The 13624-nt window shown below is 69.6% G+C and carries 13 protein-coding genes and 1 pseudogene; 9 read left to right on the top strand and 5 right to left on the bottom strand.

Features of this window, described 5'->3' with window-relative positions; genetic code table 11:
- On the bottom strand, positions 1-1092 hold a 1092-nt coding region (locus tag AB0A95_RS18190; protein WP_357556885.1), incomplete at its 3' end, for a hypothetical protein.
- A 214-nt stretch (positions 1093-1306) separates the two neighbouring features.
- Here AB0A95_RS18190 and AB0A95_RS18185 point away from each other — a divergent pair.
- The 7 genes from AB0A95_RS18185 (at position 1307) to AB0A95_RS18155 (ending at position 8539) form a co-directional block, all read left to right on the top strand.
- Positions 1307-2233 (top strand): IS3 family transposase, encoded by a 927-nt coding sequence (locus AB0A95_RS18185; protein WP_357556884.1) that lies wholly within the window; start codon positions 1307-1309, stop codon positions 2231-2233.
- 166 nt (positions 2234-2399) lie between these two features.
- Complete coding sequence (locus AB0A95_RS18180) at positions 2400-3476, top strand: cellulose binding domain-containing protein (RefSeq protein ID WP_357556883.1); 1077 nt, start codon at positions 2400-2402, stop codon at positions 3474-3476.
- 391 nt (positions 3477-3867) lie between these two features.
- Positions 3868-4200: a cupin domain-containing protein gene (locus AB0A95_RS18175; RefSeq protein WP_357556882.1), complete on the top strand. Its 333-nt coding sequence runs from the start codon at positions 3868-3870 to the stop codon at positions 4198-4200.
- A 43-nt stretch (positions 4201-4243) separates the two neighbouring features.
- Positions 4244-4984 (top strand): 3-oxoacyl-ACP reductase family protein, encoded by a 741-nt coding sequence (locus AB0A95_RS18170; protein WP_357556881.1) that lies wholly within the window; start codon positions 4244-4246, stop codon positions 4982-4984.
- A gap of 69 nt (positions 4985-5053) precedes the next feature.
- A complete protein-coding gene (locus AB0A95_RS18165; protein WP_357556893.1) occupies positions 5054-5371 on the top strand; it encodes a multidrug efflux SMR transporter in 318 nt (105 codons plus the stop codon).
- A gap of 25 nt (positions 5372-5396) precedes the next feature.
- Positions 5397-6044 (top strand): TetR/AcrR family transcriptional regulator, encoded by a 648-nt coding sequence (locus AB0A95_RS18160; RefSeq protein ID WP_357556880.1) that lies wholly within the window; start codon positions 5397-5399, stop codon positions 6042-6044.
- A 539-nt stretch (positions 6045-6583) separates the two neighbouring features.
- Positions 6584-8539: a translation factor GTPase family protein gene (locus AB0A95_RS18155; RefSeq protein WP_357556879.1), complete on the top strand. Its 1956-nt coding sequence runs from the start codon at positions 6584-6586 to the stop codon at positions 8537-8539.
- 57 nt (positions 8540-8596) lie between these two features.
- Here the strand turns inward: AB0A95_RS18155 and AB0A95_RS18150 are convergent, their stop codons facing one another.
- A complete protein-coding gene (locus AB0A95_RS18150; RefSeq protein WP_357556878.1) occupies positions 8597-9541 on the bottom strand; it encodes a hypothetical protein in 945 nt (314 codons plus the stop codon).
- A 502-nt stretch (positions 9542-10043) separates the two neighbouring features.
- Here AB0A95_RS18150 and AB0A95_RS18145 point away from each other — a divergent pair.
- Complete coding sequence (locus tag AB0A95_RS18145; RefSeq protein ID WP_357556877.1) at positions 10044-10598, top strand: hypothetical protein; 555 nt, start codon at positions 10044-10046, stop codon at positions 10596-10598.
- Positions 10599-11103: 505 nt separating this feature from the next.
- Here AB0A95_RS18145 and AB0A95_RS18140 read toward each other — a convergent pair.
- Positions 11104-11397, bottom strand: a complete 294-nt coding sequence (locus tag AB0A95_RS18140; RefSeq protein WP_357556892.1) for an aspartyl/asparaginyl beta-hydroxylase domain-containing protein — start codon at positions 11395-11397, stop codon at positions 11104-11106.
- 93 nt (positions 11398-11490) lie between these two features.
- Between AB0A95_RS18140 and AB0A95_RS18135 the strand changes: the two are divergent.
- Positions 11491-11784 (top strand): annotated as a pseudogene (locus AB0A95_RS18135) (hypothetical protein); the annotation flags it as partial.
- Between the two features lie 111 nt (positions 11785-11895).
- On the opposite strand, the gene ectB reads toward AB0A95_RS18135, so the two are convergent.
- Positions 11896-13143, bottom strand: coding sequence for a diaminobutyrate--2-oxoglutarate transaminase (gene ectB / locus AB0A95_RS18130; RefSeq protein WP_357556891.1), 1248 nt, complete (start codon positions 13141-13143; stop codon positions 11896-11898).
- Between the two features lie 172 nt (positions 13144-13315).
- Positions 13316-13513, bottom strand: a complete 198-nt coding sequence (locus AB0A95_RS18125; RefSeq protein ID WP_093402962.1) for an MbtH family protein — start codon at positions 13511-13513, stop codon at positions 13316-13318.
- Positions 13514-13624: the final 111 nt, after the last annotated feature.

The raw sequence follows: 13624 nt of genomic DNA, 5'->3' as shown, positions 1-13624 counted from the left end.
CTCGGCGAGCCGCCCGGCGACCTCCTCGCCGCCGACCCCGAGCCCCACCACGACCACATCCACCAGCTCCGGCTCTGCCACCGGAACAGCATCCTGCACCCCACCGAGGTCAGCGCGCTCAGTGCCGTCGGCGTCCGGCCCGAACTGGGTCACGTTGAGCGCTGTCTCCTTGGCGAGGGTGGTGTCGGCCGAGAAGGCCAGGGAGAACTCGAGGCGCTCACCGGGCTTCAACACCAGCCCGCTTATGCTGGCCCTCGTCGGTTCCACGATCTCCAACTCGGTTTTGCCGACCTGGCGGATGCCCGTACCGACCTTGCCGGTGGACTGCCAGCGCTCGAACAGGGTCGGGCCGAGGTCGACGAAGACCCTGGCACCCCGGGCCTGCTCGGCCGGCTGGGTGAAGACCAGGTCGTTCTTGGTCTCCGCGGCGGTCACGTTGCCGATGGCGAAGGGGCGGATGACCCGCGGCCCGCCCGGCGTGAGCCGGACCGAGTCGACATTACGCCAGGCGACGTTGTTGTTGTACTGGGTGTTGACGCTGGTGCTCGGGCCCTCGAACGTCATCGGGTCGGTGGGGGACACCCAGCGCGCCAACAGGCAGAAGTGGCCTGGTCCGGGCACCCCGGTCCACGGGATCGTCACCGTGGTGACGCCCGCGTAGACGGGCACGCTGACCGCGCCGATCTGGGTCCAGTGCGTAGGCCAGGTGGCGCCGCCGCCCGGGGTCGTCCGGTAGACCCGAAGCACCCCGTTGCCGATGCCCGAGCCGTACGGGCCGGCATTGCGCAACTTCACGAAAAGGTAGTTGGTGACGCCGACGATCGGGTTCTGACTGACCGAACACTCCACAGCGGTCGGGCAGACCTTGATGTCGGGGCTGGCCCACAGCGGGCTGTACGAGTGTGGCTGGACGCCGGTGTCGGCGGTGACGTCCTTGATGTAGACGTCGGTACGGGCCGCCGCGGCGGCCTTGCTCTGCGGTGCCTCGGCGGGTGCCGCGGCGGCGGCGGTGACCGCCAGCAGAGCGGCCAGCGCCGCGCCCGTGAGTACGGCCAGCGTCGAGCGGCGGACGCGCTTTCCTACCTTGCCCATGACAGGTTTTCTCCCATCGGCGGGGGACGCCGAAGCCGGCGTGTTTCGATGCCGTGTCGGCGTGATGACGTAGTTGAAGAGCCGTCAATGCGCCGGGAAATACCGCCGCGGGGCTCGCCGTCAGATGACGCCAGGAACGGCAAAGGCGACGGACGTCGATGCGTGTAGGTGTTGGAGCGGTCGGTGTGCCGGTCCGATCCGAACCGTAGCCACGGTGAGACTGAAGAGTGGCCTTCTCGGTGCCGCTGCGGCGGCCATGACGCTGGCCGCCACCCTGGACGGCGCGCCAGAACCCATAGGGACACCCCCGGCAGGAGGCACGTATGGTTGCCCTTCGATCTCGCCGCCTGGAATCCATCTTCGACACGGCGCTGGGCACCCTCGCCTGCGGGTCCTCAACATCGGCGCCACGACCTACTACGCGTGGGTCAAGCAGGCCGAGCAGCCCTGCGACCGGGACGTGGTCGACCTGGGGCCGGTCTCCAACATCCACGAGAGCTGGGAGACCTCCGGGCGTACCTACGGCGCGGACCGGGGCCACCGGCAGCTACGCCGTGACGGCATCCGCGTGGGCCGCAAGCGCGTCGAGCGGTTGATGGCGCAGCAGGGCTGGCAGGGGGCGTTCCTGCGTCGAGGCTGGCGTGGCGGCTCCACCCGGCAGGACCCGCGGCACACGCCGGCGCCGGATCTGGTCAACCGGCAGTTCACCGCCGACGGCCCGAACCGGCTCTGGGTCGCCGACGCCACCCGCATCCCGTGCGGTGAGGGCGTGTTCTGGTTGGCCGCGGTCCGGGATGTGTTCTCCCGCCGGATCGTCGGGTGGAAGACGTCTGACCGCTGCGACACCGACCTGATCCTCGCCGCCCTCGAATACGGCATCTGGTCCCGCGACGTCCGCGACGGCCAGTTGATCCACCACAGCGACCGCGGATCGACCTACACGTCCTTCCGCTTCTCCGAACGCTCACAGGACAACGGGATCCTGCCCTCGATGGGCTCCGTCGGCGACTCGTACGACAACGCCCTGATGGAGAACTTCTGGTCCACGCTGAAAATCGAACTCGTCTACCGCACCGTGGCGGACCCGCGACGAGGCCGAGAACCACCGCTCCATCAAGCGGGGGGAACTCAGTTGCGCTAACCACTCTTCTGCCTGCTCGGCGCTGTTGCCGCTACCGATCAGCCATCGGCGGGCTGTCCGTTGTCCTGCCGGCGGCAGGACTGCCGTGCGTGCCTTGACAGGAAGGCGGAGCAGCAGGACAGTCGACATTCTCATAGACGTCCAACTATCTACGGCGAGGTGTGCCATGCGGAAGTCGCTGACTGCTGTGGCCGCCATCGCTGTTGCCATGGTCGCGATGATGGGCGCGATCTCACACGCCAGCGCGGCGAACGCGGCGGCCGGGTGTCGGGTGAACTACGTCGTCACCAGCCAGTGGACCGGTGGCTTCCACGCCGACATCGCAGTCACCAACTTGGGTGACCTAGTCAACGGGTGGACGCTGCGGTTCGCGTTCCCCGCAGTCGACCAGCGGCTCACGCAAGCCTGGAGCGCCACCTGGGCCCAGGCGGGCCAGCAGGTCAGCGCGACCAATCTGGGCTGGAACGCGACCCTGGGCACCAATGGCTCCGCGAACATCGGTTTCGTTGGCGCCTGGTCGGGCAGCAACCCCATACCGGCGTCGTTCACGCTCAACGGCGTCACGTGCACCGGCGGCGTCCTGCCCAGCGTGACGCCGACCCGGACGACCACACCGCCGGTCGCTGACTATCCGGCGATCGTCACCTGGCTCAGCCCGACCGCCGGCGCGGTGTACACCACGCCGGGAACCGTCCCGCTGGCGGCGACCGCGACCGTGGGCGGTGGACACAGCATCACCTCGGTGTCGTTCCGGGTGGACGGCGTCACTGTGGCCCGGGGGGTCGGGACGACCGGTGACCGGTACGAGGCGCTGTGGACACCACCGATCGGGGAGCCCGGCACCAGCACCACCTTCGTGCTGTACGTCTCGGCCGGCACCGACCAGTCACTGTCTGGCGCTGCGCCGCCGTTGCTGGTCACGGTGGTGACGCCGGCGTCCACCGGCACCAACCACCCGCCGGCGGTGGCGTTGAGCACCCCCGGCGGGCAGACCTACTTCCTCGAGCCGACGACCGTCACGCTGGTCGCCGACGTCGCCGACACCGATCCCGGGGACCTCGTCAGCCGGGTGGAGTTCTACCTCGGCGCAACCCGGCTGGCCGTGACGCCGACCAACAGCGGACAGCGCTACCAGTTCCAGACGGCCCTGTCGGCCGGCACGTCGTCCACCTTCACCGTGCGGGTCCACGATTCCCACGGCGGCCTCGGCATCTCGAACCCGCTGACCCTCACCATCCGTTAGCGCCTCGGCCCTCCGTCAAGGGCTGACCAAGGTCCGGCACCCGCACCGCCTCGCGACCCCGCGAATACGGCGCCGGCGAGCACGGTGCGGCGTGAAACAGCAGTCAAGGGTCTCTCCCCGTCTAAAGCTCTCTGGTACGGACGGGATCAAGGATTATCTTCCGGTTCTGCGTGATGACATCACGGATTCACGGGATTTCTGATCACGTGCCCGCGCAATCCGCAGGTCCACAGACCCGTTGCGGCAGCAGGATCCCTCGACCACGCGATGTGCCGAGCACCCCGCGCCCGCGAGGCTGGACACACCGCCGAGCCGCATCCGGAGAGAGTGAGATCTGTCGATGAGGTTGTTTCCAAGGGCAACCTTTGTCGCCCCTGACGAGGGCGCGAGCGTGTGGGCATTCAATGGCGACCGGTACACGGTCAAGGTGCCCTCGGCCGGCACCGGTGGCGCCTTCGCGCTCATGGAGGCGGTCATCCCGCCGCTGAGCGGGCCGCCGTTGCCCATCCACCACAAGGAGGACGAGGCGTTCTACATCGTCGACGGCGAGCTGGAGGTCGTCGACGAGGACCGCACGGTGAACGCCGGACCAGGAGCGTTCGTGTGGCTGCCGCGCGGCGGGCGGCACGGGTTTCGCAACATCAGCGACAAGCACACCAAGATCCTGATGTTCTTCCTGGACGTGTACGGCATCGAGTGGGCTGCGCTCTCTGCTTTAGTGTAGTGTTCGATACAGAAATCAGTTCGCTCATGAGGGGAGTTCAGGCGTGACATCCCTGGCTGGCAAGGTCGCCTTGGTCACCGGCGGCAGCCGCGGCATCGGCGCGGCCGTCGCCACCCGGCTCGCGCAGGACGGCGCCGACGTCGCCCTGACCTATCTCGATGCCGAGGACAAGGCGAAAGCCATGGTGACCCGCATCGAGGAAACCAGCCGCCGCGGCATTGCCGTGCAGGCCGACAGCGCCGACAACGTCGCCCTCGTCGCCGCGGTCGAGCGGACCGTCGCCGAGTTGGGCCGGCTTGACATCCTCGTCAACAACGCCGGCGTGTTCCCGTATGCGCCAATCGAGGAGGTCACCCTGGAGGAAATAGATCGGACCCTCGCCGTGCACGTCCGCGGGGTCTACGTCGCCACCCAGGCCGCTGTGCGGCACATGGGCACCGGCGGGCGCGTCATCAGCATCGGCAGCTGCTTCGCAGAGCGGGTGCCGTATGCCGGGGTCAGCTTGTACGCGATGAGCAAGAGCGCCCTGATCGGTATGACGAGGGGCCTCGCCCGCGACCTGGGCCCCCGCGGCATCACCGCTAATGTCGTGCATCCGGGCTCGACTAACACCGACATGAACCCGGCGACGGGGGAGAGCGCCGACCACGAGCGGACCTTCATCGCGCTCGGGCACTACGCCGAGCCGGCCGATATCGCCGCGACCGTCGCCCACCTCGCCGGTGAGGGCGGCCGCTACATCACCGGCGCGTCGATCGCCGTCGACGGCGGCTTCGCCGCCTGACTCGTCTTCCGTTCCCGACCGCCGGCCCCGCCCGGCCGGCGGCCTTCAACGCTGGGGGAAGTGAACACCGTGCCGTGGATCCTGCTCGTCGTCGCCGGCCTGCTGGAGATCGTGTGGGCGACAGCCCTCAAACACACCGAAGGGTTCACCCGGTTCTGGCCGTCTGCCCTCGCCCTGTCGATGGCGACGCTGAGCTTCGTGCTGCTGTCCGCAGCGATGAAACAGCTCCCGATCGGTACCGCCTACGCGGTGTGGGTCGGCATCGGCGCCGTCGGCGTCGCCATCGCAGGTATTGTCACCCTGGGTGAGGCCATGTCCTGGCAGCGGATGGGGTTCCTCGCTCTCATCATCGCCGGGATCATTGGCTTGAAGGCCGTCGAGTCTTGACGGCTCGTTCGTGAGGAGGGGCTCCATGGCGACTCGGGGCCGACCCCGGTCCTTCGACCGGACCGCCGCCCTCGGCCGCGCCATGGAACTGTTCTGGGAGCGCGGCTACGAAGGCACGAGCCTGAGCGACCTGACGGCCGCGATGGGGATCGCCCCACCGAGCCTGTATACCGCGTTCGGCAGCAAGGAGGCCCTCTTCCGGGAGGCGGTCGGGTTCTACAACGCCACCCACGGTGCCGTCCCGGAGCAGGCACTCGAAGGAGGCCAAACCGCCCGCGAGTCAATCGAAGGGCTGCTGCGGCACAACGCCGTCGCGTACGTGACCCCGGGACAGCCGACCGGATGCCTGGTACTGCTTGCGGCAAGCACCGGGGCGGCCGAGAACGACGAGGTCCGCCGGTTCATGGCGCGGTGCCGAGCCGAGGACATCGCCGCCATCCGCCGCCGCATCGACCGCGGCGTCACCAACGGCGACGTGCCACCCGGCGCCGACACCGCCGCCCTCGCCTACTTCGTCGCCGCGGTCCTGCACGGCATGTCCGCGCAAGCCCGCGACGGCGCCGACCGCGCTACCCTTGACGCGGTCGTCACCTGCGCTCTCGCGGCCTGGGACGCTACCGTCAGCTCTTGCGCACGTCGAACGGCTCCGGAACCTGCACCCGGTGCGCGTTGACGTGAACCAGCCCTCGGCGGGCCATGCCGCTGTCCCTGCAAGGTTCGGTGTACCGCCATCGGTGGATCGTCAGGCCCGACGACCAGCACGGCGGGCAGACGTAGCGTCGAACGGCTAGCCCAGGGAGACAAGGACAGCGACGCTCACCGCGCGGATCGCCGAGGGCAGCCGCGGTGGTGAGCTCCGCGCGGGTACGCCTTCCGCAGGCCGGAGACCGCGATCGCTGAACTCGTCATGCGACACCATGGGCGGCCGGTCTGACACCCCCTGACGCGGCCACCGACACGCCGTTCCACCGGCTCGCGGCCAACCGCCGGTCACGAGCGCGGTTCGTGTGCTGGTTGTGGGCTGGGCGAACAGGCCGATGCGTCGCTGTTCCGGACCGAATTCGGTGGCGGCGATGGCAGCGGTCCGGTAGACCTGGAGAATCATTCGCCGCCGCAGATGGGCGCGGCAGGCGCTCGGCCACCACGAAGGAGTGACAATGCGAGCAGCTTCCACGCTCCGGACCCCTGACCGTCTGACCGTGGAGTGCTGCTGTGGCCCTGTTGAACCTCGGGATCGTCGCCCATGTTGACGCCGGAAAGACCAGCCTGACCGAACGTCTGCTCTACGAGGCGGGCGCCGTCGCCCACATGGGCAGCGTCGACGCCGGCACGACGCGCACCGACTCGATGGAGTTGGAGCGCCGGCGCGGCATCACCATCCGGGCGGCCGTCACGTCGCTCACGATCGGTGATCTGAGCATCAACCTGCTGGACACCCCCGGCCATCCCGACTTCATCGCGGAGGTCGAGCGGTCGTTGGCCGTGCTGGACGCCGCCGTACTCGTGGTCTCGTGCGTGGAGGGGGTGCAGCCGCAGACCGTCGCCATCTGGCGGGCACTGCGGCGCATCGGCGTGCCGACGGTGTTCTTCCTCAACAAGGTGGACCGCCGCGGCGCCGATGTCGACCGGGTGGTGGCCCAGCTACGCCAGCGGCTCGGCGCGCGTCCCGTCGTGCTCACCAGGGTCACCGGCCAGGGCGGGCACGCCGCCCAGGTCCGGGCCGTCGCCCTCGACGCCGACCCGCTGGTGGAGGCGGTGGCGGAGGTCGACGACGCGCTGGCGGCACGGTGGCTGGCCGACGAGCCGGTGCGCGTCCGCGAGGTTCGGCGCGCCATCCGCGCGGCGGTACGCCGCTCGGTCCTCACTCCGGTGGCGTGCGGCTCGGCGATCACCGGAGCCGGTGTGCGGCAACTGTCCCACCTTCTCGCCGACCTGCTGCCGCACGGCAGGGATCGGAACGGTCCGCTGGCGGGTACGGTCTTCGCCGTCGACCGGGACGGGCACGGCCGGCGGGCCTGGGTGCGGTTGTGGTCCGGGCGTCTGCGCGTACGGGATCGGGTGCAGCTCGCCGGAGCCCGCCCCGAGACGGTGACCCAGATCGCGGTCAGCGAGCCCGACGGCGTGGTCGTGCGCCCCTCGGTGTCCGCCGGGCAGATCGCCGCAGTGCGCGGCGTGTCGGCCCGGATCGGCCAGCACGTCGGCGACCCGCCGCGGCGGCACGTCTACCGTTTCCCGCCGCCGACCCGGCAGGCGATCGTCGAACCCGTCGACCCCGCCCAGCGTCTGGCGATGTTCGCCGGCCTGGCCGAGCTGGCCGACGAGGACCCCTTGGTGGACCTGCGGCTCGACGAGCAGCAGGCGGAGGCGGTGATCCGCCTGCACGGCGAGGTGCAGAAGGAGGTGCTGGCCGCTCTCCTGGAGGATCGGTACGGCGTGCGGGTGCGCTTCTCCGGCACGCTGACGGCCTGCATCGAACGGGTCGCCGGCACCGGAGCCGCCGAGGAGCGGGTGCAGGAGCGCGGTAACCCGTACCTGGCCGGGCTGGGGCTGCGCGTCGAGGCCGCAGCGGTCGGGCACGGCGTCGAGTTCCGACCGGGCATCGAGCCCGGCCGGCTGCCACCGGCATTCGTCGCCGCCACGGAGGAGGGCGTGCGGTCCGCGCTCCGGCAGGGCCGGTACGGCTGGCCGGTCACCGACTGCGTGGTCACCATGACGGCTTCGCGCTACTGGCCGCGACAGAGCAAGCCGCACCAGAAGTTCGACAAGTCGATCTCGTCCGTGGCTGCGGACTTTCGCAATCTCGCGCCGGTCGTGGTCGCGGCGGCGCTGCGCCGGGCCGACACCCGGGTGTGCCACCCGGTCGAGCGGTTCGACGTCAATCTTCCGCAGCACGCGGTGGAGGCGGTGCTGGCGCTGCTCGGCCGACTGGGAGCGGTGGTGGACGACACCACCGTGGTCGGCGGCTACCTGGAGGTGGGCGGCACCCTGCCGTCCTCCCGGGTGCCGCGGGTCGTCGCCGCGCTTCCCGACCTCACTGGCGGCGAGGCCGTCCTGACCACCACGTTCGACCATTACGCGCCGGTGACCGGTCAGGACCTGCCGGCGCTGCCCCGGCGCGGACCCGATCCGGGCGACCGGGAGGCGTGGTTCCGTGCCGTACCGCGGTAGGCCGCGGACGCCGATGGCCCGGCTCCTCCGTCGGGAGGAACCGGGCCGTCGGTCTGGTCAGCCGACCATCGTGTTGCTGGCCCAGGTGGGCGTTGCGTCGCTGTCGCGGTAGAGGACCAGGTTGCCGTCCTCCTGCATCCACAGGGTCGAGGCGCCGTGACCGCCGGTCCTGGTGGACCAGGTGATCGTCCCGTCGGCCCGGTAGGGTGCGACGTTGCCGTCGGAGCCGTTGACCAGCCGTACGCCGTCGCGAGTGTTGGTCGCCCAGAGCGCGGCGCCGGTGCTGCGTCGGTAGAGCACCGTGTCGCCGTCGTCCTGCACCCAGAGTTCGAAGCGGCCGTCGGAGGAGCGCAGGCCGGCCCAGCGGCGCAGGGTCTGCCCGGTACGCAGGTGGGCCGGTACGGAATCGGACAGCCGGACCGACAGATCGCTGAAGATCGGCTCCTTGGGGGCGTAGTCCCGCGTCACCACACCAAAGTTGCACTCCGGGTTGCCGGAGTCGACGCAGGCGTCCCGGTAGGAGAACAGGAAGAGCGGCCCGGCGTAGCTGAGCGTGCGCCACAGGTGCACACCTTGGACCAGGTGATCCCGGAGGGTCTCCCGACTCAGCGCGGTCGCCCCGGACGTGGGGTAGCCGAACTCAGTACCCCAGATCTTCTTCGCGCCGTCACCGTGCTTGACCATGACCGAGTGCACGTAGGCGAGTTCACCGCAGGGCGGATTCTCGCCGGACGGGCCGAAGAGATTCCACCAACGGTTGACGCACTCGGCCTTGGCCGGGCCCAGGCCGGAGTTCCACGCCGGGTACGGGTGGTGCGCCACCGCGTCGAAGTACCGGCCGTACCCGTTGCGGTAGGCCCAGTCCAGCCAGAGCGCCGACTCGTTCGGGTTGCCGGTGCTGGCGATCGGGGAGCCGTTACCTGAGCCGCCGGCGAGCACCACACACGGGCGGCGTCCACCACCGGGTCGAGCCGGTCCCAGCGCAGCGCGCAGGTGCGGCACGGCTGCACGTACCACCAGTCGAGGTCGATGCGGATCATCGGCGTGCGACCGGGCAGGTAGGCGACCATGTCGTCCAGCCTGCGGTCGAGGCTGGTGTCGAGCAGGCCGCTGCCCTCGGCGAAGCCGACGTCGAACGGGCCGTGCGTTGCCGCGACCGGCGCCCTGGCCGGCCGGCCGGTGGCATCCGCGGTGTGGCCAGAACCATCAGCATGAGCAGGGCGGGCATGGCGAACGGCAGCCAGCGGGCGGGCCGACGGATCCGGTCCGGCAACCTGCCGATCGAGCCGGTCGACACTCTGAACCTCCCCGTGACGGGACAAATCCACCGCGGACGATGCCGCAGGTGTGCATCGCGCATGCCATGGGCGCCGCCGGAGCCGGCCGGGTGCCGCGGTGTCAGGGCCGCCCGTACGGCTGGTGTCGCGTTCGCGCTCAGCGGAAGGCATCGCGCGCAACGCTGTAATTGTGTAAGCATGTAATCAAGACAGCGTAGGAGGTTGCCATGTCCCCTCGTCTCGCCCCACCCGGAACACGCCAGGACCCACCGCCCGCCGACGACGCCACCGGCTGGATCACCGGCGCGATTCCGGACGGATGGTTCTCCGAGCCACCGCAGGTGGTGATCGACCGTGACGAGATCATCATCTGGGGGCGTCTCCCCGAGCCTCACCTGGCCGACGACGCCACCGACGCCGACCGGACCGCCGCCCAGGCCGGTCGGATCCACCAGTTCCGCGAGGACACGCGCGACGACCGGATCCGGGTCGCCCGACAGGCCGAGCACCGCTACCAGCGCAAAGTGGGCTGGGGCATCCGCTGCGGCGACACCGCACAGCTCTTCACCCACCTCGCCGCGCCGGTGATGACCCGACTGCGTCAGCCCGAACGGCAGATCCTCGACACGCTCGTCGAAGCGGGCGTCGCGCGGTCCCGCTCGGAGGCGCTCGCCTGGTGCGTCCGGCTGGTCGGCCGGCACACCGACGACTGGCTGTCCCAGTTGCGCCAGGCCATGACCACGGTGGACGACCTCCGTCGGCAGGGGCCGGACGTCGCCTGACCGCCAGCCGGCGGAGTTCACCCTCCGGCCGGCGGCCGGCACGGACGGGCCCCTATGTGACGGCGGCCCGTCCGTGCCGGCCGGATCTGCCGGCACCTCCGGGTGATCTCCCTGGTTGCTCTGTCCCCGGCGATATGCGCACGCGCATCGCGCGCAGGTTGGGTAGCGTGCCGACCGTGATCGACCTTGTCGAGCGGCACTCCGTCTTCGCCGTGCTGGTCGGTCTCCGGGCGTAGGGGCTGCACAGTCCGGGTTCAGGCCACGACCGGGTCAATGAAACAAGCAGGCCGATGTGCGGGCGATCCCATGGGCGGCATGGCGGCCTTGGGTGCAACCGCGTGAGAACATCAAGATCATGAGGTCAGGACCGGAACCGCGCAGGACACCTTACGTGTCGCAAGCCTGCACACCGACAGTTGGCTGGCAGCGCACGCCCAGCGGTCGTCCGGCTTCTCGGGACGGGGAGGACGAGACGGGACCGTGAAGTGCCCTGGTGTGGTCTGACTCATCCGCCGCGCCGTACGAAGCCGGCCACCGAGGCCGGCAGTTCATCCTGCGGCTTGTCCTCGCAGCCGGGACGGACGAAGTCGAACAGGAGCACAACGCGGTCACTGGTGCCGTAGTTCCACGCCTCATGCATGACGGTGTCGTCGAAGACGAAGGTTTCACCCTCGCGCCACTGTCGAGTCTCGTCGCCGACTCGCAGCGCGCAGTGCTGCGGCACGACGAGTCCGAGATGCGCGCGGTAAACGGTGGTAACCCATCCCTGATGTGGCTTGATGTGGCGTGAGCGGGTCAGACGGCGTCCTCATGGGGCGCGCGGAACTGGAACGCTTTCGCTCACCTGGGCGACCGGCTTGTTCGCCGTGGAGTCGTCGCTGACATCTTCATCGTGGGTGGTGCCGCGATGGCGCTCGCCTATGACGCGAAACGGGTCACCAGGGACGTCGACGCGATGTTCGTCCCGCACGGAGTCGTCCTCGATGAGGCGCGTGCAGTCGCCGACGAACTGGGCCTACCGCCGTGGTGGCTCAACGAGCAGGCCAGCGTGTGTGTATCCGGCAAGGACGACCCGGGCAAGCGGCGAGTCTTCGACCACCCGGGCCTGCGCGTGATGGCCGCCTCGCCGGAGCACATCTTCGCGGTGAAAGCGCTCGCGGCGCGAACCCGCGACGTGGACGACCTTCGCGCCCTGGCGGCGCTGGCCAAGGTAGCGACGGTGGAGGACGCTATATGTCTGTGCGGCGACTTTTACCCCGACGAAGCGATCTCGCCACGGATTGACGACCGGGACCACTTAGCGGTCGTCCGCTGCCGTCACCGACTGCTCCAGGATGTCGAGGCCCTCGGCCAGTTCCTCATCCGTCAGGGTCAGGGGCGGCATCAGCTTCACCACCTCGTCGGCGGATCCGGACGTCTCCACCAGCAGCCCACGGGCGAACGCCTCCTGGGCGACCCGTCGGGCCCGCTGCGGTTCCCGGAAGGCCAGACCCCAGACCAGGCCCCGGCCGCGTGACGTCACTGTGTGCGCCCGGTGCCGACCGGTGAGTTCCGCAAGCCTCGCCTCAAGCAGGATGTCCCGTTCCGCTGTCTGCTTCTCCAGTTTGCTGTCGACCCAGAATTCCTTGAGCGCGGCCGCCGCGGTGACGAAGGCGAGGTTGTTGCCGCGGAAGGTTCCGTTGTGTTCGCCGGGTTGCCACACGTCGAGTTCGGGGCGGAAGAGCGTAAGGGACATCGGCAGGCCGTACCCGCTGATGGACTTGGAAAGGCAGACGATGTCGGGAGTGATTCCGGCGTGCTCGAAGCTGAAGAACGGGCCGGTGCGACCACAGCCCATCTGGATGTCGTCGACGATCAGCAACACCCTGCGGCGGGCGCACAGCTCGGCGAGGTCGGCGAGCCAGATCGCGCGGGCCGGGTTGATGCCGCCTTCGCCCTGCACGGTCTCCACGATGACGGCGGCCGGTAGGTCCATTCCGCTGCTGCTGTCGGCGAGCATGGTGTCGAGCAGGGTGAGCCCGGAGACCTGGTCACCGGCGAAGCCGTCGTACGGGACGCGCCAGGTGTTTCCGAGTGGGACACCGGCGCCTGCGCGCAAGGTGGCGTTTCCGGTGACGGCCAGTGAGCCGAGTGACATGCCGTGGAAGGCGCCGGTGAAGGCGACGACGGTGTGGCGTCCGGTCACTTTGCGGGCGAGTTTGAGTGCCGCCTCGACGCTGTTCGTGCCGGTGGGTCCGGTGAACTGCACGCGGTAGTCCAGGCTGCGGGGGGCGAGTACCTGCGATGCGAATTCGGCGAGGAAGTCCTGCTTGGCGGCGGTCAGCATGTCGAGGCTGTGGGTGACCCCGTCCCGCTCCAGGTAGTCCAGCAGGGCTCGCTTGAGGATCGGATGGTTGTGGCCGTAGTTGAGGGCGCCCGCGCCGGCGAAGAAGTCAAGGTAGGCGCGGCCGTCGTCGGCGAGCATTCGGCTGCCACGCCCGTGGTCGAACACGATCGGCCAGCTTCGGCAGTAACTACGGACCTCTGACTCGATAGTGGGGGCCATCATGATGTCTCCTCGGAGTTGGAGCTGCCCGTCCAGCACGGTTTCGGAGCCGCGTCGATGTAGCTGCCTGCGCCCACGGCCCTGAGCTGCGGGCCCTCGGCGACGGGGCGTTGTGCCGCCGCCCCGCCGCACGCCATGTTCGGCGGGGCGGGGCTGCGGTACGGACTCGGCCTCAGGCCCGGGCCATCTGCTCCCGCAGGCTTCGCGGCCGCATGTCCGACCACACCTTCCCGATGTGGTCCAGGCACTCCTGCTTCGACCCGGACGTCCCTTCGGCGGTCCAGCCGAGCGGCAGCTCTCGGTCGGCCCACCAGATCGAGTACTGCTCCTCGTCGTTGCGCACGACGCGGTAGACACCGTCGTCAGTCATGACCCCTCCGGCATGGTCGGGTGATCCGAATAGCTGAGCCCGATGTTGCCGGGCCTACGCGTGCCGTCCATAGAGACGAACACGCAGACGCGTAGTGCGGCTCCGTCCCTG

The sequence above is a fragment of the Micromonospora sp. NPDC049230 genome, assembly GCF_040647875.1.
Classification (GTDB): domain Bacteria; phylum Actinomycetota; class Actinomycetes; order Mycobacteriales; family Micromonosporaceae; genus Micromonospora.
This window is presented reverse-complemented; position numbering and strand designations above follow the sequence as displayed.

Excerpts from the sequence above, each read along its gene's own strand:
- AB0A95_RS18180 (WP_357556883.1), top strand. The coding sequence starts at position 2,400 with ATGCGGAAGTCGCTGACTGCTGTGGCCGCCATCGCTGTTGCCATGGTC.
- AB0A95_RS18160 (WP_357556880.1), top strand. The coding sequence starts at position 5,397 with ATGGCGACTCGGGGCCGACCCCGGTCCTTCGACCGGACCGCCGCCCTC.
- AB0A95_RS18145 (WP_357556877.1), top strand. The coding sequence starts at position 10,044 with ATGTCCCCTCGTCTCGCCCCACCCGGAACACGCCAGGACCCACCGCCC.
- ectB (WP_357556891.1), bottom strand. The coding sequence starts at position 13,143 with ATGGCCCCCACTATCGAGTCAGAGGTCCGTAGTTACTGCCGAAGCTGG.
- AB0A95_RS18125 (WP_093402962.1), bottom strand. The coding sequence starts at position 13,513 with ATGACTGACGACGGTGTCTACCGCGTCGTGCGCAACGACGAGGAGCAG.